Source organism: uncultured Bacteroides sp. (genome assembly GCF_958445495.1).
Classification (GTDB): domain Bacteria; phylum Bacteroidota; class Bacteroidia; order Bacteroidales; family Bacteroidaceae; genus Bacteroides.
On the sequence record NZ_CAUCSQ010000007.1, the window covers coordinates 100,776 to 127,523 of the forward strand.

At 46.5% G+C, this 26,748-nt stretch carries 12 protein-coding genes and 1 tRNA gene; 10 read left to right on the forward strand and 3 right to left on the reverse strand.

Annotated elements, in window-relative coordinates; translation table 11 throughout:
- Positions 1-990 carry an HlyD family secretion protein gene (locus Q5076_RS04125; protein WP_303011068.1) on the reverse strand — a complete coding sequence of 330 codons (990 nt, stop codon included), beginning with the start codon at positions 988-990 and terminating at the stop codon, positions 1-3.
- A 7-nt stretch (positions 991-997) separates the two neighbouring features.
- Entirely contained in the window at positions 998-2,410 is a 1,413-nt protein-coding gene (locus Q5076_RS04130; protein WP_303011071.1) for a TolC family protein, read from the reverse strand.
- A gap of 827 nt (positions 2,411-3,237) precedes the next feature.
- Between Q5076_RS04130 and Q5076_RS04135 the strand changes: the two genes are divergently transcribed.
- From Q5076_RS04135 to Q5076_RS04175, 9 genes are all read left to right on the forward strand, one after another.
- Positions 3,238-3,310, forward strand: a tRNA-Gly gene (locus Q5076_RS04135).
- 224 nt (positions 3,311-3,534) lie between these two features.
- The gene (locus tag Q5076_RS04140; protein WP_303011072.1) at positions 3,535-3,711 is read left to right on the forward strand and encodes a hypothetical protein; all 177 of its coding nucleotides are present in this window, start codon (positions 3,535-3,537) and stop codon (positions 3,709-3,711) included.
- Between the two features lie 726 nt (positions 3,712-4,437).
- A complete protein-coding gene (locus Q5076_RS04145; protein ID WP_303011073.1) occupies positions 4,438-7,611 on the forward strand; it encodes a TonB-dependent receptor in 3,174 nt (1,057 codons plus the stop codon).
- A 12-nt stretch (positions 7,612-7,623) separates the two neighbouring features.
- Positions 7,624-9,555 (forward strand): RagB/SusD family nutrient uptake outer membrane protein, encoded by a 1,932-nt coding sequence (locus Q5076_RS04150; RefSeq protein ID WP_303011074.1) that lies wholly within the window; start codon positions 7,624-7,626, stop codon positions 9,553-9,555.
- A gap of 26 nt (positions 9,556-9,581) precedes the next feature.
- Complete coding sequence (locus tag Q5076_RS04155) at positions 9,582-10,508, forward strand: hypothetical protein (RefSeq protein WP_303011076.1); 927 nt, start codon at positions 9,582-9,584, stop codon at positions 10,506-10,508.
- Between the two features lie 224 nt (positions 10,509-10,732).
- Positions 10,733-13,591, forward strand: coding sequence for a M60 family metallopeptidase (locus tag Q5076_RS04160; RefSeq protein WP_303011078.1), 2,859 nt, complete (start codon positions 10,733-10,735; stop codon positions 13,589-13,591).
- Between the two features lie 209 nt (positions 13,592-13,800).
- Positions 13,801-17,802 carry a glycoside hydrolase family 2 TIM barrel-domain containing protein gene (locus tag Q5076_RS04165; protein ID WP_303011096.1) on the forward strand — a complete coding sequence of 1,334 codons (4,002 nt, stop codon included), beginning with the start codon at positions 13,801-13,803 and terminating at the stop codon, positions 17,800-17,802.
- Between the two features lie 67 nt (positions 17,803-17,869).
- Positions 17,870-21,688 (forward strand): TIM-barrel domain-containing protein, encoded by a 3,819-nt coding sequence (locus Q5076_RS04170; protein WP_303011079.1) that lies wholly within the window; start codon positions 17,870-17,872, stop codon positions 21,686-21,688.
- 53 nt (positions 21,689-21,741) lie between these two features.
- Entirely contained in the window at positions 21,742-23,274 is a 1,533-nt protein-coding gene (locus tag Q5076_RS04175; RefSeq protein ID WP_303011081.1) for an arylsulfatase, read from the forward strand.
- A gap of 196 nt (positions 23,275-23,470) precedes the next feature.
- Here Q5076_RS04175 and Q5076_RS04180 read toward each other — a convergent pair whose 3' ends face one another.
- Positions 23,471-24,763, reverse strand: a complete 1,293-nt coding sequence (locus Q5076_RS04180; RefSeq protein ID WP_303011083.1) for a DUF3440 domain-containing protein — start codon at positions 24,761-24,763, stop codon at positions 23,471-23,473.
- 302 nt (positions 24,764-25,065) lie between these two features.
- Here Q5076_RS04180 and proS point away from each other — a divergent pair, with 302 nt between their 5' ends.
- Positions 25,066-26,559, forward strand: a complete 1,494-nt coding sequence (proS, locus tag Q5076_RS04185) for a proline--tRNA ligase (RefSeq protein ID WP_303011085.1) — start codon at positions 25,066-25,068, stop codon at positions 26,557-26,559.
- The last annotated feature ends 189 nt before the right edge of the window (positions 26,560-26,748 follow it).

Genomic DNA, 26,748 nt, shown 5'->3' on the forward strand with positions numbered 1-26,748 from the left:
TCATTCGTTTAAAGTCAATAATACGGACATGCCCGGACGTAGGTCGTCCACTTTCCGGACGGGACGCGCATGAATCTCAAATGTACGCAAATCATAACTTCCCACTTGTTTGGTCGATTTCCAGGTTGCGAAACTTCCCAGCGGGCTGATGTAGTAAATCCTGAATTCGACATCTTTCTCGCCGATAGCCGGTACATCCGCAACAAACGTTCCTCCTATCTTGAACCGGGGCATCAAATCTTCCCGTACGTTGAGTACGGCATGTATGTCGTCCATGACTATCAGATTCATGACGGGAGTTCCGGGAGCGACCAGTTCGCCGCGTTTCGGGAAAATGGTCGCTATCTGTCCGTTTTCCGGTGCGGTAAGCCTGGCGTCTACCAATAAAGCGGACACTTCGTCAACGGTACTCCGGGCGGCATCGACCATACTTGCCGCCGATGCCTTGTCTTCCTTCCGGGCGCCGTCTACAGCCATCTGGTATTGTTCGTAAGCGGCACGTTCGGCCGCCAGCGCCGCTTTATACATCGCTTCCGCTTCATCTTTCCGCTGGGAAGTGACTACGCTGTCTTTATACAAGGCCTGTATGCGGTCATAGGTTGTTTTCGCAAGGGTAAGGTCGCTCCGGGTTTTATTCCAGAGCTGCAACGCCGTAGCTATAATCTGGCGGCGGGTTCCCGCGTCTATTTTCTTGTTCTGCTGCACGGCTACCTGTTCCAAGGCGTTTACTTGCCGGTATTTGGCGTGTACCTCCGGACTGTTGATAACGACAAGGGTGTCTCCCTGCCGCACCCAATCGCCTTCACGGACAAGGAAAGTATCAATGCGTCCGGGTAGTTTTCCGCTGATGCGGATTTCCGTCGCTTCGGCCTGCCCTTGTAATACCAGGGGTTGTTTGTGCATCAATATCATTCCAAGGGCGGTGAAAATGCCGGCGGCCAGCATTATAATGACAAAGGCCCATGAGAGAGCTTTACTGGTTGGTTTCATTTTTTTATTACGGTTTAGGTTGATAGTTTATGAATTGTTCGGGGGTTCCGCATAGCGAAAGCAGGTTCATCAGAGCGACGTCATATTCGTAGTATGCGGCCAGACGGGCTACCTTTACATTGGCAAGCATGGTTTCGGCATCGATGACTTCGGTGGAAGTCGCCATTCCTTCGACAAAGGATTTCTTACGTATGCGTACTAATTCCTCACTTAAAGCAATCGTCGCATCCAGCGCTTTTACATTGTCTTGCGCTTTCTGGAGTTGTGTATAGAGTTTGTCTACGCCAACCGCAAGGTCGTCACGGGCTTTCATCCGTCCCAGGGCTAATGACTGCTGCGCCAGCTTCGACTGCCTGATTTTTTTCTCACGGTCTAACCCGTCAAAGAGATTCCACGTAAAACCGATGCCTATCATCGTGCGCGGCAGCAAATTGCTCTGGATACCGTGTGAATACAGGGTTTGCTTGCCGAAAAGGGCTATATTCGGCAGGTAACCGCTTTGTGCAATCCGGACTTCCTGTCTGGCGATGTGTTCCTGCAACTGTAGTTGGTTGAGCATATAATTCCCGCTGTTCACGGACATGTCGAAAAGCATTTTGGGCGGTAGCGAATCGTTCATGAACAGGGGAGAGGTGGGGATAATATCTTCATCCGTTTCTTTTTTATTCAGCAATGCCTTGAGTGTGCTCTGCACTACCGTCTCTTCTTTCCGCGCCGCTTCCAAAGCCCGTTTGGCTTCATCCATGTTGACCTGTGCAAAGAGGCGGCCGGCTTTATCCGTCATTCCGGCGGCCTCCAGTTTTAAAGCGTTCTCATAATGTTTCCGCAATCCTTTATAGGTTTCCTCACGGACTGCCACAACCTGTTGAGCCAGCCGGAGCCCGTAGTAGCTTTCGGCCAATAGGTTTTGTTGGCCGGCGGAGACCTGCGCCCGGTTTTCTCTTGCCAGCTCTACCGTTGTCCTGCCGATATCGGCAGCCCGGAAACGTTTTCCTCCGGAGAACAGTACCCATTCGGCCGACAGGTCAACAGTTGTCAGGTTTCTCGGAGTCAGGGGAAAGACAAGCGTATTTGCTCCTATTTTATCCAATATTGACGAAATAATCCGGTCGTCCGGAATAATGGAGTGTACAAAATCTTTTGCCGGGTCCGTGAATTGCGACAAGGATTGTTTTACTTCAATCTTTTCCGACATGTGCACGAATGCCCCCGTAGATTGAAGGCTGGGATACCAGAAGGCGTTCAGCTTATCCCGTTCGGCCTTGGCTATTTCAATACTTTTATCGGCTATTTTCAGGCTTCGGTTTCCCTGATTGAGCAGGCGCAGCGATTCTTCAAAACTCAACGGTGTTTGTGCATCTGCCCGGTTGACGGAAAGATACAAAACCAATAGCACAAAAAGCAGTTTATTTTTTTTCATACAGGGTTAGGTTATATCTGATTTTGAGATATTCTAACAGATGAAAAGGAAAGTTTGTTCACCGGGCAACGGAATTGTTACCCGCCAAAAGGGCGTTGGCCTCCATGCCGGATGTTCTGTTTTTCATATTTTCCCTGGAGTACGATTATCCGGATTCTGCCGGATAAAAAACAGTATGCATAATATATTGAAAGTATATGCAAAAAACACCCTGTCCGGTGAATATAAATTATTGGAATATGCGAAACGCAGGCATACGTTTTGTTTTTTGCTTTTAAAGCAACAGCCTGTTCCATTAAAAGCAAACACCCGTCGGTCGGTGAGGAGCGTGCCGTTGCTTTTAAAGCAAGCGGATAACAGTGGAAAAACAGCATACGGGAGGGGTTTCTTTACGCTAAATCCCATTTATTTTCATATTGCCCGAATCTGTCAGTCTGAAACTTCGAATAGGATTTCCATATATATTATATCGTCATATTTCTCCAAACGGGAGCTTATTGACAGAGAACCGGTGGAATTTATGTATCTTTGAAACCAACAAACGCCAAATCCCGGCCATTTTTCCGCTCTTCCTTCCGGTTCCTTGCATATTTCATTGTAAAAAGCACCATAATCATTCATTTTTCATATCCGGTTGTTTTTTCATCAAAATAAAAGATTATGCTTAACCTATACCCGGTTCCGAATCCACCCGTCCATTGCTTCCAGTCCCGGTAATTTATCTTTTCATTAAAATTTCATTGCTTTTTTATTTGAGATATAAAAATAATGTTTACCTTTGCACCATCATTTCACAAGCCCTGTAAAAAGGGCGTGATAATAGACAGGCGGTAATAGCTCAGTTGGTAGAGCACTAGCTTCCCAAGCTGGGGGTCGCGAGTTCGAGCCTCGTTTACCGCTCTTTTGAGAATCAGATAGTTATCGGAAGATGATTATCTGATTTTTGTTTATAGGAGGGGGGATAATTAAGTTCGAAAATCCGGCGTTTGGACTGGGAATTCGGATGAAAGTTCAACCGGAATCTATCGTGAATGCAACATAAACCACCAACTGGCTTTTCGGATTGACCCATATAAATTAAAGAAATGGATGATTTGAGGACATTTTATATAACAGGATTTTGCATGATTGATAAAGAAGAAGCATTCCTGACTATCAGCCAAAATCGGAAAAAGGAAATCGAACATGAGGCTGTTTTTACCCGATTCAGCAAAAAAATAAAAGATTTGGTTTTTCTGGACAATCTCGGCTTGCCGTTTACTAATGAAAAAAATACATCTGACTACGACTTGCCATTTTAATTTCATGGATACGTCCGATTTCATCTCATAAATCGGGCTTATCCGTGAATTATGAGAATCCGGTTTGAATCTCCGGTTCTCATTTTACAAGCAAAAAGAGTGCAAATAAGTCTTAAAAAAGAGCGATGAAAAAATTATATCCTACAACTTTATGATTAGGACGTTTATTCTCAATTTATAGATTTATCGGCAGAGTCCTTAAACTATCGGCGGAAACCAATCCGGAATGAAATGCCGATTGCAGCACCTTTATTTGAAATCATATTTTTCCTGAATATACTTCCCCCGATTTTCCAATCAAACCCGGTCTGCAGACCAACTTTCCCTATCCGGGATTTTCCAAAATATTGTTTTTTAGCTAAATATACCGTACTTAAAAAAAGTAAACATGAAACGGATTTGTACAGAGTAGGATATTCCTGAATCTTCTATGAGATATAAAATGGAAAATGAGTTGTTGAGTGAGTTGATTCGTCTCTTTTTAAGAGAGGAACTAACGGCTGCAAATATACGCAAATATTAAAATAGAACCAATATATTTAGTAAAAAAATTGCATATTAGACGAAAAAATAAATGAAAAAAATTAAGATTGTTGTTCAATTCAGCAAATATATTAAATCTAATAGGCTGGGAATAAATAAATTCTTTTTTTGATTCATCTCTTAAAAAGAGACGGACTGCTTTTTGCCTCCATTTAATATGTTTTCAACTTAAATTAAAATGCTATGAGAACAGCTTTTTATGTTAGGCAAATAAAATGGAAAGTCGTATTGACTTCGGGATTAATCCTCTTTCTTCCGTTTTATTCGCCTGTGTGTGCGTTGTCTGATACCAACGCGGTTATAACGGCTCAAGCAGCCAAAAAGTATGAGGGTGTTGTTATCGACGCTAACACTCAAGAACCTCTCGTAGGAGTCAATGTTTTAGTGAAAGGCACTACAAACGGGCTTATCACTGATATGGAAGGACGTTTTACCATCAATGCCGTACCGGGCCAGACACTTGTATTTTCCTATATGGGATACAAAAACACTGAGGTAAAACTAACGAATGTAACTCTTCTCAGCGTAGAAATGTCGGAAGATAGCCAGGCTTTGGATGAAGTGGTGGTAACCGCGTTCGGCGTAGGCCAGAAGAAAGAATCGATGGTAGGAGCGGTTTCACAAGTAAAAGCTCCGGAACTGAGAGTACCTTCTGCCAACCTCACCAATTCATTTGCCGGACGTATTGCCGGTGTAACCGCCATCCAGAGTTCCGGCCAGCCGGGTAACGACGGTTCCACCTTCTATATCCGCGGTATCTCTACACTAACCGCCACTTCCCCTCTAATCATCATTGACGGCGTGGAAGCATCGTCGGGTGATTTGAATGCTTTGGATTCGGAAGTGATTGAGAGCTTTTCCGTTCTGAAAGATGCGACGGCCACGGCAATGTACGGTACACGCGGTGCCAACGGCGTACTGATTGTCACGACCAAAAGCGGTGAGAACCGGGAAAAAGCGATAATCAACGCACGTATCGAAGGATACGTAAGCATGCCTACCAAAGTCCCTGAATTTGTGGATGCCGTTACTTATATGAATATGTATAATGAGGCGCAAAATAATTATGCTACCACCTCTTATATCTATTCGCAGGATAAGATAAACGGAACAATGGCGGGAAGTAGCGACCCTTATCTGTATCCGAATGTCAATTGGTATGACGAACTCTTCAAGACCGCAGCATTCAACCAGCGTGTGAATCTTAACGTACGCGGAGGAAGCAAGCGCGTCGATTATTTCATCAATGCCAATATGACGCATGAGACCGGTATGTTGCGCGGACGAAGCAAAGAATTTTATTCTTATGACAACAACATCAATAACATTCGTTATACGTTCCAGAACAACCTCAACGTCCATCTCACGAAAACAGCCACTATCTCCATGAATCTCGGAGTGGAGCTGAGGGATACTCACGGACCGAGTACGGGAACCGGCACTTTATTCTCGAATGTGATGAATGTGAACCCTGTGGACTTTCCTATTCTTTACCCGCAAGGCTCTTCCGTCACAAGTTGGGGAAATACCAGCGATTATCTCAAATGGGGAGTATATGACCGCGGAACGGTTTCCGCCGCTAAGAATCCGTTGGCGGATCTCGTAGACGGGTATGCGGACGGCTTCGAAACCACTGTACGCGCTAATCTGAAATACGCGCAAAAACTGGACTTCATCACGCCGGGATTGAAATTCAATGCTTTATTGTCTGTCAAGAACTGGTCGTCCAGCAGCACTACGCGCGCCCACGGTTATAATAAATATACACTGACCAGCTCAAATGACGGAGACTATCTGCTTCGCATCATGGGTACGGAATCAAACCATACGTTGAGCACGAACCGTACCGTGAGCGGTGACCGCCGTTTCTACTTTCAGGCATACTTGGATTATAACCGTACCTTTAAGGATGTACACAACCTTTCAGCCATGATTTTGTACAACCAGGACCAGTATGACAGCAATACGGCTACCAGCGATTTGACTACCACGCTTCCTATACGTAAACAGGGTGTTGCGGCACGTGTCAGCTACGACTATGCCCATAAGTATATGGCGGAATTGAATATGGGTTACAACGGTTCGGAGAACTTTGCCGAAGGACACCGTTTCGGTTTCTTTCCGTCAATCGCTCTGGGATGGAATATCAGCGAAGAAAAATTCTTCCAGAAAGCCAAAGGAGTAATCCATAACCTGAAACTCCGCGCTTCTTACGGTCTGGTGGGTAATGCGGATGCAAATTCCCGGTTTATGTATTTGCCGATAGTAGACCTGGACGGTTCTCCCCAGTTCAGCACCGGAAACAGCATTTCGAATATGCTCAGTTACAAAGGAATCCTGTTCAGCCGTTATGAGAATGAGAAATTGAAATGGGAAGTGGGCTACAAGACCAATGTCGGTGTGGATATAGGCTTGTTCAACAGCCTGAATCTGACGGTGGAATATTTTAATGAGTTGCGTAAGGATATTTACCAGAGAAACAATGCTTTGCCGCTTTATTTAGGTTACTATACGGGATCGATATACGGTAACTATGCCGAAGTGAAAAACTGGGGAGTAGAATTATCGCTGGACTACGGGAAACAGTTTACGAAAGATTTCTCCGTACAGTTCAAGGGAACTTTCTCTTTTGCACGTAACAAAGTCCTCAAATATGCCCAGGGATATAATCCCGATTATCCGGAAAAGTCACCTATAGGCTATCCGATTAACGCATTGACCGGTTATGTATATGCGGGACACCTGTTTATCGACCAGGGTGAAATAGACAATTCCGCAACCCAGTCTTTCAGCGCATCCGTAGCTCCGGGCGATATCAAATATGTGGATATACCCAATAAATACGGTGTAACCGACGGTATTATCAATGAATACGACCAGGTACACATGGGTTGGCCTACAACTCCGGAAATCATCTACGGGTTCGGACCGAGCTTTAAATACAAGAACTGGGACTTCTCCTTCTTCTTCCAGGGTATGGCACACCGTTCCTTCTTCATTTCCGGTTTCCATCCTTTTGGCGACGACCAGAACCGGAACGTGCTCACATTCATCGCCGAAGACTATTACAGTCCGGAGAATCCGAATATCTATGCACGTTACCCGCGCCTGACCCAGAAATCCCATAGCAATAATACCCAGAATTCGGACTATTGGTTACGTAACGGTGCATTCCTGAAATTGAAGAATGCGGAAGTCGGATATTCCTGGAAATTCCTCCGCGCATATGTAAGCGGCTCTAACCTCCTGACATTCTCGCCGTTTAAATACTGGGACCCGGAAATGGGAGGAGGAAACGGTTTGAGTTATCCTACTCAACGTGTGATAAACTTTGGCGTGCAATTAAACTTTAAATAATGACAGACAGTTATGAAAAAACTATTTTTATATGCGGCTCTTTTGTTCGGGATGTCCGGTTTTACTGCTTGTAATTACCTGGATATTGTACCTGATGAGCGCGAACAGGAGAAAGATGCCTATACCAACGAGATTGCAGCATTAAGAATGTTGTACAGTTGTTACGGTTATATGCCTAACCCCGCTGACAATACCAGCAGCCTTGACTTTTTCACAGGGGATGAGGTGGTGACTTCGTTTATGAACATCGACGGTTTTGCGTCCGGAAACTGGACTGCGAACACTACGCTTTCCAACAATTATTACAGAAACCTGTATGCGGGAATCCGTCAGTGTTGGATATTCCTGGAGCACATGAATGAATACGTGGGCATAGATGACGTGAAAGAAAACTACATCGCTCAATGCCATTTCCTGATTGCCTATTATCACATGAGACTGATGATGGGGTGGGGCCCTATCATCATTGTGGACAAGGTGGAGGATTTGACCGGTAATCTGGACACGGAATATAAATCCAGAAGCACATTGAGCGAATGCGTCGAATTTATCTGTACCCAGTACGATTTGGCTATCAATTCAGGGGCGTTGAAAGAAAGGTATGACGACAACCAAACCGGACTGGCAACTTCTGTTCTCGCCAAGTCGATGAAAGCTTATACCCTGATGTATTATGCTTCACCGTTATTTAACGGAAATGCCACTCTTGCCGCCCAACTGGTCAATCGGGACGGAACGGCATTGCTTTCCGCAGAGCCGGACGAAAGCCGTTGGGAAAAAGCCCGTCAGGCATATAAAGTCGCCATTGAGGCAGCGATTTCCGCCGGGCACGAACTTTTCAACCTGACTACTTCCACGACAAACGGGTATCCGCGTAACTCAACCATGCGTATCTTGCGCAGCAACATGTCTACGCCGGTGGAGACCAATCTGGAGAATATCTGGACATACGCATTCGACGAGGGGGAAGCCGGCCTTCAAAGACGCTCGATGCCGTTCATCGATACGAAATGTTACAATGGGGTAGCGCCGACACTCAACATGCTGCGCCGTTTCTATACCATAAACGGCCTGCCTTACGACAAAGACCCGACTTACAACATCAGAGATGAATTTGAAACGGTCAAAATAACCTCTGCCAACAATTACGTTACCATCGGTGAAGAACAAGAGGTGATAGCTAAGGAGGGGAAATATACGTCACAGATGAACCTGCACCGCGAACCGAGATATTATGCCTGGATTTCTTTCCAGGGAGGATATTATGAATTGGACCACGGTACGGGATATGACACCAATGAGATTGACAAACCCGGTTCGAGCCTGTCCGGCGGGACACGCCTGGTTACGGAATTCCTGAAAGACGGCAATTGCGGAAGGAAGAACCGCAACGCGAATTATTCCCGGTCGGGCTTCTTAAATAAAAAAGGAGTAAGTCCGGACAGCAAAGCGGACAAGACCAATCCTGCAATGAAGAAATATCCTTTCCCGCTGCTTCGGTTGGCAGACCTTTATCTGGCTTATTCCGAATGTGCCGCCGAATGTGGCATACTGGAGGACAACGGTGACGACAAAGGTGCTAAATATTACCTGAATCTGGTACGCGAGCGCGCCGGAATACCGGATGTGGATACTTCCTGGGCTCTTATCGGTGAAGCGCTCGACAAGGAACGGATGATTGAAATTATCCGTCAGGAACGTCAAATCGAACTTTATCTTGAACGCCAGAATTTCTGGGATATGCGCCGTTGGCTGAAAGCGTACGAATGTTTCAACGGACCGTACAAGGGAATGAACATCGACGGGGAAACCATTGAAGAATTCTCGCAGGAAGCTGACATAACACTCAATGAACGTGTGTTCTATGAACATAACTATTTACTGCCGTTCCCGTCATACGATATCAACAATAACGAGAACTGCGTACAGAATCCGGGATATTAATTTTTTTATGTTTTACCTGTGATATTATGAAAATATTTTATAAATACTTATTGATAGGAATCGCGGTTTGCACCGCGGCTCTTACCTCTTGCAGCAATGACGAAGAGGGAACAGCGCCCGTAATCGACATGGAAACGATGAATTTTACGGCTACGCCCGGAGAAGGGCAAATAACACTCTCGTGGCAGGTTCCGGAAAATCCCGGCTATTTATACCTGCAACTGGAATATTACGACCCGCGGGAAAAGAAAATAAACAAGAAGAATTTCAGTATATTTACCCAGGAGTATGTGGTGGAAAATACCCGTGCCCGTTATGGAGCCGCATATAACTTCAAATTCACCCCGTATAGCGATACCGGTGCGGCGGGAACTCCCGTCGAGTTGAAAGGTATCACTTCCGGCGCTGCTCCGATAGTGAATGCGGTGGTAGAGGAAAAACTGGAATTAGGTACTGCTAACTTCAAGGCTTTGGATGATAACGGCGTTAAGGTAATAGACATGATTTGCGACGGGATTACCGACCAGCAAGAAAACCTGTATCATACGGCAACGACTGATGTGCCTCATTATGTAGATATAAATTTAGGTGAGGAATTGTCCCGTTTCAAAATAAAGACCTATAACAGTAACAAGCATGACGGTGCGAATGTCGGAAATCCTACGAATGTAAAAATCTTCCGGCTTTCTTCCCTGGAAGACACTTCTGTGGATGTGGGGACAGACGACGCATTGATATGTTCCGTAGGCCTGCCGAATGTGGGTAAAAGCGTAACCAATGAGTTCATCTATCCGGATGAGGATTCCGATGAATTGGAGACACCGGTTCAATACATCCGTTTCTATGCGACTTCGGAAACTACTTATTGGAATCTGGCGGAACTGGAAATATACAAGGTGGATTATATTATTTCCAATCCCGAAGTAGACGAAGTGGAAGAATACGATAAATAACAGTCCTCTTAATATAAACCGGCAAGTTTTCCTTTTATACAAAAGGGGACTTGCCGGATGAGCCCCCCAAAAGGAAGGATTTCCGGTAATTGACTATCCATATCCTTCCTTTTTCATATTTCTAGCAAAGTTCTAAAGCATAACGCTTCTCAGGCATATCATAATTATATTGTTTGACCCCCTCAAACACTCTTCAATAAACCTTTAACACTTATTCAAGTATTATGAAAAACTGTTGGAATATACCCTTATTCACCATATTGGCATTTCTGTCAGTCATGTGCGATAATGAAGAACCTTTATATGAGGAATCCCTTTTATTGAAAATACCGGATAAAGAGAATATAAATTTTGACGAAAACGGCGGAGAGCAGGATATAGAAATCACCTCTAACGGAATTTGGAAGGCTGTCGTAGCCGATGGAGGAAAAGAGTGGTGCAAGGCAGTCCGTTCAAACGGAAAGTTGACTGTTTCCGTCGGCAAAAGCGATGAGAAAAATGTGCGGAATACTTCCATTGACATCATACTGGGAAATTTAAAGGAAACCATCAATGTATATCAACTGGGATGGGGAAAAGCGATTCTTCTTTCCAGAACTTCCGCTGACGTCCCGACTGTCGGCGGACAGGCGGAAGTGACGGTCACTACAAACATCGATTACGAAATCCGGATTGAAGACGAGGAATGGATTGAATATGTCCCGTCTACCCGCAGTGCGGACGAACATCCTTTGGAAGATAATGTAGAAAAGTTTGTCATAGGCGCCAATAGCAGCTCCGAGGAGCGGAGAGCCAATATAATTTTTAAGGATAAGGAAGAAAACGGAGAAATCGAACCGGTGGAATTCCGGATTATACAGAGCGGATTGGGAAATTACGAACCGGGAAATCTGGGAGATATAGGAAGTGATATCAAGGTGGATATGACCGGAGCGGAAGACGTTGCCGGGAGTGATAACGGGAAAAAAGCGCAATTGGCTATCGACGGAGATCCTTCAACCTGGTGGCACTCTTCAAACGGGGGCTTTGACAGTGATAACCCGATGGAGCTTACCATTTCTTTTCCTGAGCCGGTAGAGATGGATTATTTCATTTATGTACCCCGCAACGACAACAATGTAAACGGTGTATGGGGAGAGGTGGAAGTGTACATAGAAACATCCGCGAATTTGCAAAGGACCAGGGCATTTTCAGTAGAACCGGTTGTGGAATGGGATTTTAAGAAGCAAAAAAACATGGCGCGTGTGGATTTCCCCGCTTCTCAGATTGATGTGACAAAGGTAAAGTTCAAGATTAAATCCGGAGCCAACAGCAACGCCGCAGGAAAGAATCTCGCTTCCTGCGCCGAAATAGAATTTTATAAAGAAAATCCGGAAAAATTCGACTATACGGCTTTGTTCGAGGATAAGCTTTGTGCAAAATTGAAGCCCGGTATCACGTTGGAAGAAATTTTGAACTGCCAGAATGCCTTTTATAAAAATATCGCTTACTACATGTGGAACAATATATACCCGAGTGAATTCCGCATCGCCGAGTTTAAAGCCGGACAAAATCCCAAGAAGGATGCGCAAAGAAATAAAACGAACCAATACGGCATACTGGACAATCCGACGGGAATTGCTGTGACGGAAGGCGATGAACTTGTGGTTTTTGCCGATTTGAACAACGCTTCCAATGTATCTTTGCTGATACAAAATCTGAACAAACCCAATGGAGACGGTTACGGACAGGGCGAAAAACTGATACTGGCGGACGGGATAAACCGCACAGTGGCAAAAAACGACGGACTGGTATATGTGATTTACAATGAAGAAGACAATGTGTTCCAGCCGGCTCTTCCTTCAATCAGGCTTCACTTTGCCAGCGGAACGGTAAACGGATATTATGACAGCCAGAATGAAAGTTTGAAAGGGCGTTGGAAAGAACTGTTGGGTAAAGCAACCTATTCTTATTTTGATGTCGTGGGAAAGTATGCGCATTTGGTTTTCCCCACCTCACGTTTCAGAAACCACACGACTGACCTTAAAGCGCTTATTGACGCTTATGACGAGCTGGTTTATAACGAGCAGTTGTTGATGGGATTGGTAAAATATGAAAAAATGTTCGGAAACCGCATGGATTTTACCGTAATATATACTTCCTATATGTATTCCACCACCAACCATACCGGATACAATGACAATACGTTAGCAGATTTGTGCGACGAGTCAAAACTCACGACTTCCGCTTGCTGGGGGCCTGCACACGAGGTGGGGCACAGCAACCAGACTACCGGTTTGAAATGGGCGGGAATGACGGAAGTGACCAACAACATCAAGGCGGAATATATACAAACGGTTGTTTTCAAGCAGCCTTCCCGCCTGCAAACGGAGACGAACGGGCAAGGCGCCAACCGTTACGAGCAGGCATGGAATAAAATTCTGGTAGGAAAGCTGGCACATAATTGGGATTCGGGAAGCCAGTTCCTGAAACTGGTTCCTTTCTGGCAATTGCAACTTTATTTCGGAAATGTCAAAGGGATGTCTCCCGAACAAGGACACCAAACGGATAAAGGAGGATTTTACCCGGAAGTCTATGAGTTCCTGCGTGAGAATGAATCCAGCAGCAACCAAGGGCAACAGCAATTGGATTTCACTGTGATAGCCAGTGAAATGGCAGGATATGATTTGACGGACTTTTTCGAGAAATGGGGTTTCTTCAGGGAAGTCAACAGGGATGAAGTGGATTACGGAAAAGCACATTTTGAGATTACGCAGGAAATGGCGGCTTCCGCCAAGAATGAGGTTAAAGGAAAAAGATTGCCGGATATCAGCGGTATAGCGTTGGAATATATCACTGACAATAACTGGGAGATATTTAAAAAACAATCCGAAGTGGTTGAAGGAACCGCTGCGAAAAGCGGTAACCGGATATCGATGAAGAACTGGCAGAATGTAGTCGCATACGAGGTCAGGGAAAATAATGAGAAAGGAAACCTGGTCTATGTATCCGACAGAGAATCTTTCAGCGTGGATAACTGGGAACCGAATTATAAAATATATGCCGTCCAATATAACAATGTGCGTATCGAAGCGGATTTATAAGTCTTTTGTAAGTTAAAATCATGCCGGACAAATGTAATTTGAGAATTAACCGACAATAACCTTGTCACTTATTGTTGTATGCTGTCTGTTTTTTCTTAACTTTGTCTTGCTGGGAAAATATTCTTATGGATACTAAATGAAAAACAACATAATACCGTGAAAAAATGAGAAAGGAAATACTTTACCTCATGTCTGCCTGGGCAGTTGTCATGACTGCCAATGCGCAGACCCTCCCTTTGAAAGGATTTGACTATGCGGTTACGGGAAGTCCGACCGGAAAGGAATGGGAATCTCCTGAACAGCTCGCGCTGAACAAGGAACAGCCTCATTCGTGGTTCTTCACGTTCGCAGATATGGAAAGTGCCAGAAACGTACTTCCCGAACATAGTGATTATTATCAATCCCTGAACGGAAAATGGAAATTCCATTGGGCGGGCAATCCCGGCGAACGTCCGGCCGATTTCTATCAACCGGCATTTGACGTATCGGGATGGGATGAGGTCACAGTCCCGATGCAATGGAACGTGGCGGGAATCCAAAAGGACGGAAGCCTGAAATACGGCACTCCGATATATGCCAACCAGCCTGTGATTTTCAAACACACCGTAGCTGTGGACGACTGGAGAGGAGGAGTGATGCGGACTCCGCCACAAGACTGGACGACTTATAAGCACCGTAACGAGGTGGGGTCGTACCGGCGCACGTTTACCGTGCCCGAAGATTGGACGGGCCGGGAAATTTATATCAATTTCGACGGCGTATCTTCTTTCTTCTATTTATGGGTGAACGGCCATTATGTGGGTTTTTCCAAGAACTCCCGCAATACTTCGTCTTTCAATATCACTCCCTACCTGAATGAAAAAGGAGAAAATATCGTGGCGGCGGAAGTGTACCGCAACTCGGACGGTTCATTCCTTGAGGCGCAGGACATGTTCCGTTTGCCCGGCATATTCCGTACAGTGTCGTTGACCTCTACCGCTAAAGTACAGGTCCGCGATTTCCGGGTGTTTCCCCGGCTCGATTCGAATTATGAAAACGGAACGATTCGAGTGGAGGCGGATTTGCGCAACCTGGGCGGAAAAAGGATAAAAGACTATTCTCTTACTTATTCGTTATACGCCAACCGATTGTATTCGGACGAGAATATTCCGGTGAGCGGCGTCACGGGAACGGTGTCAATAGCCAAGCTGGAAAAAGGAGAGAGTATTTCCACCGAGGCCGTTCTTCATATCGACAGCCCCCGGAAATGGTCGGCGGAAGCTCCCTACCGTTATACGCTGGTAGGGCAGTTGAAGGACAAAAAAGGAAAGGTGATGGAAATTTTTTCCACTGCGCTGGGATTCTGCCAGGTGGAAATCAAGGATACTCCCGCCTCCGAAGACGAATTCGGGCTGGCAGGCCGCTATTACTATGTTAACGGAAAGACAGTCAAACTGAAAGGCGTCAACCGCCAGGAAATCAACCCCGCCACGGGCAATGCCATTTCGCACAAACAAATGGAAGAAGAAATCATGCTGATGAAACGGGGGAATATCAACCACGTGCGTAACTCTCATTATTCCTGTGACCCGCATTGGTACTATTTATGCGACAAATACGGAATCTATCTGGAAGACGAGGCGAATATAGAAAGCCATGAATACTATTACGGCAAAGAGTCCCTGTCACACGTGCCGGAATTCGAGGCCGCCCATGTGGCGCGTGTCATGGAATTGGCACACGCTCATGTCAACCATCCTTCCGTAGTGATTTGGTCATTGGGGAACGAGGCGGGGCCTGGACAGAATTTTGTTTCCGCATATAAGGCGTTACATGCCTTCGACCCTTCCCGTCCCGTGCAATATGAACGGAACAATGAAATCGTGGACATGGGTTCTAACCAGTATCCTTCTATCGGATGGATGCAGGGAGCCGTGACCGGGAAATACAAAATCAAATATCCGTTCCATGTTTCGGAATACGCCCATTCCATGGGTAACGCGGTGGGCAACCTCATTGATTATTGGGAAGCCATCGAATCGACGAACTTTTTCTGCGGAGCGGCTATCTGGGATTGGGTAGACCAGGCGTTGTATTATTACGACCGCCATACCGGAGAGCGTTTTTGGGCCTACGGAGGAGACTTCGGCGATAAGCCGAATAGCGGAATGTTCTGTATGAATGGAATCCTGTTGCCCGACCACTCTCCCAAACCGGCTTTTTATGAGGTGAAAAAAGTTTATCAGAATGTCGGGGTGAAAGCGATAGACATGCAAAAAGGAAAAATAGAGATTTTCAACAAGAACTATTTTACTTCATTAGACGGTTATAAGCTGGTGTGGTCTTTATACAAAGACGGTGAGAAGATAAAAGAAAGCGACGAGCTGATAACTGCAAAGCCTGTCGTAGGGCCTCGCGAAAAGGTGGCCTGCACGATTCCTTATAAGTACGGGGATATGGAAACCGGAAGCGAATATTTTGTGAAGATACAGTTTTTGCTTGCCGAAGACATGCCTTGGGCTCCAAGCGGTTTTGTACAGATGGAAGAACAGTTGCCGGTGAAAGCCGCAGGCAAGAAAATATCCATGCAGGAGGTGACAGCTTCGCTGGAACGGCCTGTAGTGGACAAATCGGAAGATTATATGACTGTCACGGGAAAAGGATTTACCGTGAAGTTCGATAACAGGCAAGGAACCGTCCACAGTCTGGAATATAACGGTAGAAAAGTGCTCCGCGACGGGGAAGGGCCGAGACTTGACGCTCTCCGCGCCCCGACGGACAATGACAATTGGGCATACCGGCAATGGTTTGAAAAGGGATTGCATAATCTGAAACATAAGGTATTGGAATATGCATGGGTGAATGAGGCAAAGAAAAACGACAATTTCATTCAGTTGATGTACACGATAGAATCCCAGGCTCCGAACGCCGCCTCATTGGAAGGAGGAACCTCCGGCAGGTATCAGGTGAAGGAACTGGCCGACCGGCCGTTCGGTCCGGACGACTTCAAATTCACGACCAATCAGATTTGGACAATTTATCCGGACGGTTCCATTGAATTGCAATCCAATATCACTTCCAATGATGCCGGACTGGTACTGGCGCGCCTGGGATACGTGATGCAGCTTCCGGACGAATTGCAGCAATACACGTATTACGGACGGGGACCGTGGAACAATTACAACGACCGCCGCACCGGTTCTTTCATTGAAATACACCGGAGTACGGTAAAAGAACAGTATGTCGGTTTCCCAAAACCGCAAAGCATGGGCAACCGGGAGGAAGTACGCTGGTGCGCACTGACTGACAAGCAAGGGAACGGAGTCGAGTTTGTGGCGAACAAACCGATGTCGGCTTCCGCACTGCCGTGGTCTGCCATGGAAATGACGCTTGCGCCTCACCCTTACCAATTACCGGAATCAACCGGGACTCACCTGCACCTGGATTTGGCTGTAACCGGCCTGGGAGGAAACAGTTGCGGACAGGGCGCCCCGTTGGAACCCGACCGTGTGAAAGCCGGCAACCACTCGATGAGTTTTATTATCCGTCCCGTCAACGATGCCGCATTTGTCAAAACCGCCAATGTAGCCATGTGCGGGGAAATACCTCTCTCCGTTTCCCGTGACCGGAGCGGAAAAGTGACAATCTCCACTCAAAAAGAAAATGCCTCCATCATTTACACATTAAATGAGAACAAGAAAAAACATACTTATACGGGACCGTTCGAATTGCGGGAAGGGGGAGTAGTGACAGCTTGTTATAAGGATAATCCCGCCATTTCCGCCACGATGGCGTTCGATAAGATAGAAAGCATCCCGATGACGGTGATTTATGCATCCAGTGAAGAAACGGGCGGCGGCGACGCTTCCCATCTGGTAGACGGCGACTTAAATACAACGTGGCACACCATGTATTCCGTTACCGTGGCGAAATATCCCCATTGGGTGGATTTTGATGCCGGCGAAGTGAAAACGGTTAAAGGTTTCATTTATCTGCCCCGTCAGGACGGCGGTACGAACGGCAATATCAAAGATTACCAGTTGCAGGTGAGCATGGACGGCAAATCCTGGAGCGACGCGGTAGCCAAAGGAAGTTTCCGGAAAGAAAAAAAGGAACAGCGTGTCATTCTGGACAACCCCGTGCAGGCGCGTTATATACGTTTCACCGGATTGAGCTCCCAAAACGGCGCGGACTTTGCGGGAGGAGCGGAATTCACCGTAATTGCGGACTGATATCCCGCAGGACATTTTATTTGCAGATTATTTTTATACCTGACGAACTATTTATTTTGATAATGATATGAATATAAACCTACATTTTGCACGAACGGTCTGCATATCCGTTTGTCTCTTGTGCCTGCCGTCTTTGACAAAGGCGGAGAAACAGCCTGTACCGACGGTGACCGGTGCGGAACTCCTGAATCCTGCAGCCGTAGAAGTCCTTTTTTCCGACCGGCAACGGCTGACGATTGATTTTTACGGGGAAAATATTTTCCGTATGTTTCAGGATAATCACGGCGGGACCATCCGCGAACCTCATGCCGTACCCGAAGCCCGGATATTGGCGGATTGCCCCCGCCGGAAACCGGGGAAACTGGCTTTATCGGATAAAGGAGAGGTTATCTCCATCTCCACCGATAAAATACGGATTGACATAAACAAACGCAGCACTCTTTTTAAAATTACGGATATCATACGCGGAAAGGTAGTGGCGGAGTCTGTGAAACCCGTTGATTTCCAAGAGAAACAGGTGACTTTGTTTTTGAAGGAAAACCCCGATGAATATTTTTACGGCGGCGGAGTGCAAAACGGACGTTTCTCCCATAAGGGAAAAAGCATCCGTATTGTAAATACCAACCAGTGGACAGACGGCGGCGTCGCTTCTCCGACTCCGTTTTACTGGTCTACGGCAGGATATGGCATGATGTGGCATACGTTTCGCCCCGGATTGTATGATTTCGGCGGAACGGATAAAGGAATCGCCCGCCTGAGCCACGAGACGGATTACCTGGACGTGTTCTTTATGGTGAACGACACTGCCGTTTCTTTATTGAACGATTTTTACCAACTGACCGGCAATCCTGTCTTAATACCGAAATTCGGTTTTTATGAAGGACACCTCAACGCTTACAACCGCGATTATTGGAAAGAGGATGAAAAAGGCATTCTTTTTGAGGACGGGAAGAAATACAAGGAAAGCCAGAAGAATAACGGAGGTATCAAAGAATCGCTGAACGGCGAGAAGGACAACTACCAGTTTTCGGCACGTGCCGTAATCGACCGTTATAATGCGGCTGATATGCCTCTGGGATGGTTATTGCCCAACGACGGTTACGGGGCCGGATACGGGCAGGCTGCTACTCTGGACGGCAACATCCGGAATTTGAAGGAGTTGGGAGAGTATGCCCGCCGGAAAGGAGTGGAAATCGGTTTGTGGACCCAATCCGACCTGCATCCGAAAAAAGGGGTAGAGCCCCTGTTGCAACGCGATATCGTGAAAGAGGTGCGTGACGCGGGGGTACGTGTTTTGAAAACCGATGTGGCATGGGTGGGAGCCGGCTATTCATTCGGGCTCAACGGAGTAGCCGATGTGGCGCATATCATGCCTTATTACGGCAACAACGCCCGTCCGTTCATCATCTCGCTGGACGGTTGGGCGGGAACGCAACGCTATGCGGGAATATGGTCGGGCGACCAGACCGGAGGAGAGTGGGAATATATCCGTTTCCATATTCCGACCTATATAGGTTCCGGACTTTCCGGGCAACCGAACATCACATCAGATATGGACGGTATTTTCGGCGGAAAGAATGTGCCTGTCAATGTACGCGATTTCCAATGGAAAACATTCACCCCGATGCAACTCAACATGGACGGTTGGGGAGCTAATCCCAAGTATCCCCAGGCATTGGGCGAACCCGCCACATCCATCAACCGCTGGTATTTGAAGATGAAATCGGAATTCATGCCGTATGCATACAGTATCGCCCGTGAAGCGGTGGACGGAAAACCGATGGTACGCGCCATGTTCCTTGAAGCCCCGAATGATTATACACTGGGAACCGCTACCCGCTACCAATACATGTACGGCCCTTATATACTGGTTGCTCCCATATATCAGAATACGCAAGCGGATGAAAAAGGCAATGACCTTCGTAACGGCATTTACCTGCCTGAGGGCAACTGGATAGATTATTTCACGGGAGATATTTACAAAGGCGGAAGAATCATCAACAATTTCGACGCTCCTTTGTGGAAACTCCCCGTATTCATCAAGCAGGGAGCCATTTTGCCGATGACTGCCGCACACAACAATATCCGGCAAATGGACAGGCAGACACGTACATACGAACTGTATCCGGGAGGAAAAACGGAATTTACGGAATATGACGACGACGGGGTTACCGAAAGTTATCGTTACGGAAAGTTCGCCACAACCCGGATTGTATCCGCTGTTGAGGGAGATAAGCTGACCGTCAGTGTAGAGCCTGCTCAAGGAGAATTTGACGGGATGGTTACGGAGAAGGCTACGAATTTCCGTATCAACGTCACCGGACAGCCTAAAAAGATAACGGCGCGCATCGGAGGGAAAAAAGTGAAGCTTTCTCCTGCCGCTTCCAAGGAAGAACTGGAAAAGGGCACGAACGTGTATTATTATGAAGCCGCTCCCGAAATGAACCGGTTCTCGACTCCCGACAGTGAATTGAGCCGGCTGCAGGTCGTAAAGAACCCGGTGGTTCACGTAAAACTGGCGGCTACGGATATCACCCGGAATGACGTGTCGCTGGAGATGAAAGGTTTCGTCTTTGCTCCCGCCGATAAATTGCTGGCAAATGACGGAACACTGGATACCCCCGAAGTACGGATAGCGGATGAGAATATCGGAGCTTACGCGCTGACTCCTTCATGGAAGAAGATTGGCAATGCAGACTTTTACGAAATAGAATTCAACGGCATGCTGTACAGTTCCATCCGCAATACGGAACTGTTGTTCGAAGATTTGCGTCCCGAAACGAAATATACCTTCAAAGTACGTGCGGTCAACGCTTCCGGAACCTCGGACTGGGCTGACATAAACGTGACGACCCAATCCGACCCGCTGGAATTCGCTATTCGCGGCATTGAAGGAGAGACGACTTGTCCGAACCAAGGCGGCCAAGGCATCAATAAGTTATTTAATTTCGACGAGGGAGATACATGGCATACCAAATGGGGAATGTCCGTCGTTCCGTTCGAACTCGTAATTGATTTGAAGAGTATCAACCAATTGGATAAATTCCAATACCTGCCCCGCCAGGACGCCGGCAACGGCACGCTCGGAAAGGGAGTTGTTTATTACAGCATGGATAAGGCGGTTTGGACGGAAAGCGGAACATTCGACTGGAAAGGCGCCGATGTGAAAACTTTCACTTTCAAAGAACGCCCGACAGCACGCTATATCAAACTCTCGGTAACGGACGGTGCGGGCGGTTACGGTTCCGGACGCGAATTGTATGTTTTCAAGGTTCCGGGCTCGGAAAGTTATATTCCGGGAGATATCAACCAGGATAAGCTGGTGGACGAAAATGATTTGACTTCCTATATGAATTATACGGGCTTGCGCCGCGGAGATTCCGATTTTGAAGGATATATCAGCAAAGGGGACTTGAATAATAACGGACTAATCGACGCATACGATATTTCTGCCGTAACGACCCGGTTGGAATCCGGAGTAAGCAAGCGCCAAATACCGGCTGTCTCCGGGGAGATTATTGCCGTACCCTCCAAGAAGGCGTACGAGAAAGGCGAAACGGTGGAAATCCGCGTGTCGGGCAAAGGACTGCGTTCTGTCAATGCGCTCAGTTTCGCCTTGCCTTACGACCCCCAAATATTGGAATATGTAGGTGTCGATATGCCGGGTATGAAGGAAATGAGGAACCTTACTTATGACCGTTTGCACACCAACGGGACAAAAGCGTTGTATCCTACATTCGTAAATGTCGGCGAGAAAGAGTATCTGGAAGGGGACAGCGAATTATTTACCGTCAAATTTAAAGCGAAATCCGCATTCCGTTTCAATCTCCAGCCCATTGACGGCATATTGGTGGATAAATTCCTGAACATGAAAAAGTTCTGGTAACCCGGAAGGCGGGGAAAAACCATATGAAAAAACAATATAAAAGAAACAGCTTTATGAGAAACTATCAAAGTTTATTTTTATGCACCGGCGTGTTTTCCGTATTCTCTGCGGGGATACATGCAAAAGAACAGAAATCGTCTCCGAATATAATCTTTATCCTGTGTGACGACATGGGATACGGAGACTTGGGATGTTACGGGCAGAAATACATCCAGACTCCCAACATCGACAGGATGGCACAGGAAGGGATGCGTTTCACACAAGCATACGCGGGAAGCCCGGTGAGCGCTCCTTCCCGCGCTTCCCTGATGACAGGGCAACATTCCGGGCACGGGCATGTGCGCGGCAATAAGGAATACTGGCCGGAATCCCCGGTCATCATGTATGGCAACAATAAAGAATGGAGCATTGTCGGTCAGGAACCGTATGCCCCCGGGCACATCATCTTGCCTGAGATAATGAAGAAAAACGGTTATACGACGGGAATGTTCGGAAAATGGGCAGGCGGATACGAAGGTTCCTGCTCGACACCGGACAAACGGGGAATCGACGAGTTTTACGGATTTATCTGCCAGTTCCAAGCGCATCTGTATTATCCCAATTTCCTGAACCGTTACAGCACTTCCAAAGGTGACACGGCCACGATACGTGTTATAATGGAAGATAACATCAAATATCCCATGTACGGGGACGATTATAAGAAACGCCCCCAGTATTCGGCGGATATCATTCATAAGGAGGCTATGCAATGGCTGGATTCCCAAGACGGCGAACAACCCTTCTACGGCTTTTTTACCTATACTTTGCCGCATGCCGAACTCAGCCAACCCAACGACTCTATTTTGAAACATTATAAAAAACGCTTTTTTGAGGATAAGACCTGGGGCGGCAGCCAAGGCTCCCGCTATAATCCGGTAGTACATACGCATGCCGAATTTGCCGGAATGATTACCCGCCTTGACGCATACGTAGGGGAGATTCTTGCCAAACTGAAAGAAAAAGGGCTGGAGGAGAACACGCTGGTGATATTCAGCAGCGACAACGGGCCTCACGAGGAAGGGGGAGCCGATCCCGCCTTTTTCGGGCGTGACGGCAAATTGAGAGGTTTGAAACGCCAGTGTTACGAAGGAGGAATCCGTATTCCGTTTATCGCCTATTGGCCGGGACATGTTCCCGCAGGAACCGTAAACGAACACCAACTGGCATTTTATGACGTCATGCCGACCTTCTGTGAGTTGATAGGAGACAAGAAGTTCCCTAAGAAATATCTGAATAAAAAAGACAAAAACGATTGTTTTGACGGAATCTCTTTCTTACCCACCCTGTTAGGCGACGACGCCCGGCAACAACGGCATGAATTCCTTTATTGGGAATTTCATGAAACGAACCAGATAGGAGTACGGATGGGAGACTGGAAGCTGTTGGTAAAAAATGGAAAAACGTTCTTATACGATTTGTCGAAAGACATCCACGAAGACCGTGACATAGCCAAACAGCATCCGGACATCGTAAAACAGATGGTCGATATCATCATGCGCGAGCATACGCCCAGCGAGTTATTCCATGTCACCCTGCCTGAGATGTAGGGAACATCCTAAAAAATCGACCGTAGAATGAATGTACCGTTTCGGCAGGAAAAGATTTTATTTTTCCTGCCGAAATAATTTAAATCCCTAAGGACTTCTTTCCACAACCTTTTTTCGGACCACCCGATACCCGCATATACGGGCTCTTGCAAAACGGTTCGGCATCTTTACCGGTATTCCGGAAAACGTCTCTGAATCATCCGTCCAAATGGTTGTATTTTTTTAAGGCGTTGTTTTTTCTTTCCGTTTCCTCTTTAGTCAGGGAAAATCCCATATACTTACAAGTATGGTCGTTGCGCAAAATACAAATGCACATCCGTTTGTAAGTGGGTATCTCTTTGAATTCTTCGATGTCGATGTCGTCCAGATAATCCATCATTACGGGTTTCTTGTCAGTCTTGTAGTTCGTACTGTCGCCCACCACTATCGGAACATTCCGGTCTTTCAGCTTCTGTATCACCTTATCGCTCAAACATCCTCCTTTCGTGCGCCAGAACTTGATACTCGTGTTCAGCTTCTTCGTATATCTCTTGCGGGTATATTCGGGTAAGGTGGATAGCAGGAATTCCATAAACGATTTCCAGGTATATCCTTCGGGAAGACGGATGCTTTGCCTGCCCATCGCATGGGTGCTTCCGTAAATGCCGGAAAAGTTCACCCCGTTCACCCGGCCAATCATTTTTCCCCATGTCACGGGGTCTATCACTTTATACAATGCAAGGCTTTCGATTGCTTCACTGATGAACGGGCTCGCGACACGCTGGCGGTCCAGGCTTATTCCCGCCTGATAATAGAGATTGTACAGGTGGTTGTAATCCCATTTGAACTTGCCGTTAGCCACCCAGATGTCCGTGGTCTTCCAGTCGTAGATAGGATAGAAATTATATATGTCTTCATCTATTTTCGTACTCCATTCATAGTTTTTATACGCTTCCTTCACATTCCTGTAAATCGTACGCCAACGGTTGTAACTTTCCTGGGTACGGATACCGACCAGGCAACAGGTACGTTTCGCTCCCTTCTTTGCATGTATCCAGCGTGAAAACTCGACTTGAAAATCGTAATCCCACATTCTCTTATTGTAGAAAGGAAAATCCTTTATCGTCATGGCATCATCGGGCAAGGGACGTACCCAGGTGTTTTTCACCTTTTCATCCCAGGGACGCCAATAATTCTGATACATCGACGTACAGGTAGTGACCCGAAAAGGCACGCAAACCCGGTACACGTCAATGATATCGCGGTTTTCTTTGAAAGTACGGTTAATATAATCGACAGTCATCGAGTACTGTATCTCGTAATCTATGTGGAAAACCCCTATGCGGACATTAAGATTATGCTTACGGATATAATCAATGCATAAATTGAGCAATACCCCGCTATCCTTTCCGCCGGAGAAAGAAATATAAATATTGTCAAAGTCCTGAAAGATAACCCTTAGTCTTTCCTGTACCAGCTCATATACATTTTTCTGAATCGTCGCACTCATATTAGCATTCTAATTAGAAGCGAAATTAGCTAAAATTAAAATCCAAAGTCTTAAATTTACTTATTTTAAGATTTTAATTTTCCATTCTTACGGAATAATCCCCGTTCCTTCGGTGTATAAAAGCGGTCTGTTAAAAGAGGGCTGTTTCCGGACTTGCCTTACTCCCGGCATAAGAAAAATAAATTTAACGGCTTTAGCCGGACCTGGAAAATTAATGTATGAAGAATAGGACAGTTCATGCATTTTTTTGTACTTTTGCACTCTGTTTTAACACTCTGGAAAACTTTAAATAGAAAAATATAATGGCAAAAGAACTGAAAGACCTTACCAAACGCGGTGAAAACTATTCACAGTGGTATAACGATTTGGTGGTAAAAGCTGACTTGGCAGAGCAGTCTGCCGTGCGCGGATGTATGGTGATTAAGCCTTACGGATACGCTATTTGGGAAAAGATGCAACGTCAATTGGACGATATGTTTAAGGAAACGGGGCATGTGAACGCTTATTTCCCGTTGTTAATCCCGAAATCATTCCTGAGCCGCGAAGCAGAGCATGTAGAAGGTTTTGCAAAAGAGTGTGCGGTAGTGACGCATTATCGTTTGAAGAATGCGGAAGACGGTTCGGGGGTAGTCGTAGACCCCGCCGCCAAGCTGGAAGAGGAGTTGATTATCCGCCCGACATCGGAAACAATCATTTGGAATACCTATAAGAACTGGATTCAATCCTATCGGGACCTTCCCATTCTCTGCAATCAATGGGCCAACGTTTTCCGCTGGGAGATGCGTACCCGTCTTTTCTTGCGTACCGCCGAATTCTTGTGGCAGGAAGGGCACACCGCCCATGCTACCCGTGAAGAAGCGGAAGAAGAAGCGGTGAAGATGTTGAATGTCTATGCCGAATTTGCGGAAAAGTATATGGCCGTGCCGGTCATAAAAGGAGTAAAATCCGCTAACGAACGTTTTGCCGGAGCCCTCGATACATACACAATCGAGGCCATGATGCAAGACGGAAAAGCATTGCAGAGCGGTACTTCCCACTTCTTGGGACAGAACTTCGCCAAGGCATTCGATGTCCAGTTCGTGAATAAGGAAAATAAACTGGAATATGTGTGGGCGACCTCATGGGGCGTTTCCACCCGTTTGATGGGTGCGCTGATTATGACCCATTCCGACGATAACGGTCTGGTATTGCCTCCGCATCTGGCACCGATTCAGGTAGTCATTATCCCTATCTACAAAAATGAGGAACAACTGAAACAGATAGACGAAAAGGTGGCAGGCATTGTCGGCAAGTTGAAAGCGTTAGGCATTTCCGTGAAATACGACAATGCGGACAATAAACGTCCCGGATTCAAATTCGCCGATTATGAATTGAAAGGGGTTCCCGTCCGTTTAGTAATGGGAGGACGTGACCTTGAAAACAATACGATGGAGGTGATGCGCCGTGACACGCTGGAAAAAGAAACGGTAACCTGCGACGGCATCGAAACTTATGTCCGGAACCTTCTCGAAGAAATTCAGGCGAATATCTTCAAGAAAGCGTTGGATTACCGCAATTCCCGTATCACTGCCGTCGATACATACGATGAGTTCAAGGAAAAAATTGAAGAAGGCGGGTTTATCCTGGCACATTGGGACGGGACAACCGAGACGGAAGAGAAAATCAAGGAAGAGACCAAAGCGACAATCCGCTGCATTCCTTTCGATTCTTTTGTTCCGGGAGACAAGGAACCGGGCAAGTGCATGGTAACCGGCAAACCCTCCGCCTGCCGCGTCATATTCGCCCGCTCCTATTAAACAGGAGGAATGTCCGGCTCCCTGCCGATGCATTCGCGGAGGGAAAGGCAATCGGATAATAAAACAGATTTTCTTGGAAACGGGCTGTCTCAAAATGAAGTGCACCCCAAAAGTTAGACAAAAAACTTTTGGGGGTTTTTTATGAAGTACAGTTACGAACAAAGGCTTATTATCGTTAGCCGGGTAAAA

What these genes read in the sequence shown, in the direction of transcription:
- Q5076_RS04165 (WP_303011096.1), top strand. Translation starts at nt 13,801, where the DNA reads ATGACTGCCAATGCGCAGACCCTCCCTTTGAAAGGATTTGACTATGCG.
- Q5076_RS04125 (WP_303011068.1), bottom strand. Translation starts at nt 990, where the DNA reads ATGAAACCAACCAGTAAAGCTCTCTCATGGGCCTTTGTCATTATAATG.
- Q5076_RS04150 (WP_303011074.1), top strand. Translation starts at nt 7,624, where the DNA reads ATGAAAAAACTATTTTTATATGCGGCTCTTTTGTTCGGGATGTCCGGT.
- Q5076_RS04175 (WP_303011081.1), top strand. Translation starts at nt 21,742, where the DNA reads ATGAGAAACTATCAAAGTTTATTTTTATGCACCGGCGTGTTTTCCGTA.
- Q5076_RS04130 (WP_303011071.1), bottom strand. Translation starts at nt 2,410, where the DNA reads ATGAAAAAAAATAAACTGCTTTTTGTGCTATTGGTTTTGTATCTTTCC.
- Q5076_RS04145 (WP_303011073.1), top strand. Translation starts at nt 4,438, where the DNA reads ATGAGAACAGCTTTTTATGTTAGGCAAATAAAATGGAAAGTCGTATTG.
- Q5076_RS04140 (WP_303011072.1), top strand. Translation starts at nt 3,535, where the DNA reads ATGATTGATAAAGAAGAAGCATTCCTGACTATCAGCCAAAATCGGAAA.
- Q5076_RS04155 (WP_303011076.1), top strand. Translation starts at nt 9,582, where the DNA reads ATGAAAATATTTTATAAATACTTATTGATAGGAATCGCGGTTTGCACC.
- Q5076_RS04170 (WP_303011079.1), top strand. Translation starts at nt 17,870, where the DNA reads ATGAATATAAACCTACATTTTGCACGAACGGTCTGCATATCCGTTTGT.
- Q5076_RS04160 (WP_303011078.1), top strand. Translation starts at nt 10,733, where the DNA reads ATGAAAAACTGTTGGAATATACCCTTATTCACCATATTGGCATTTCTG.
- proS (WP_303011085.1), top strand. Translation starts at nt 25,066, where the DNA reads ATGGCAAAAGAACTGAAAGACCTTACCAAACGCGGTGAAAACTATTCA.
- Q5076_RS04180 (WP_303011083.1), bottom strand. Translation starts at nt 24,763, where the DNA reads ATGAGTGCGACGATTCAGAAAAATGTATATGAGCTGGTACAGGAAAGA.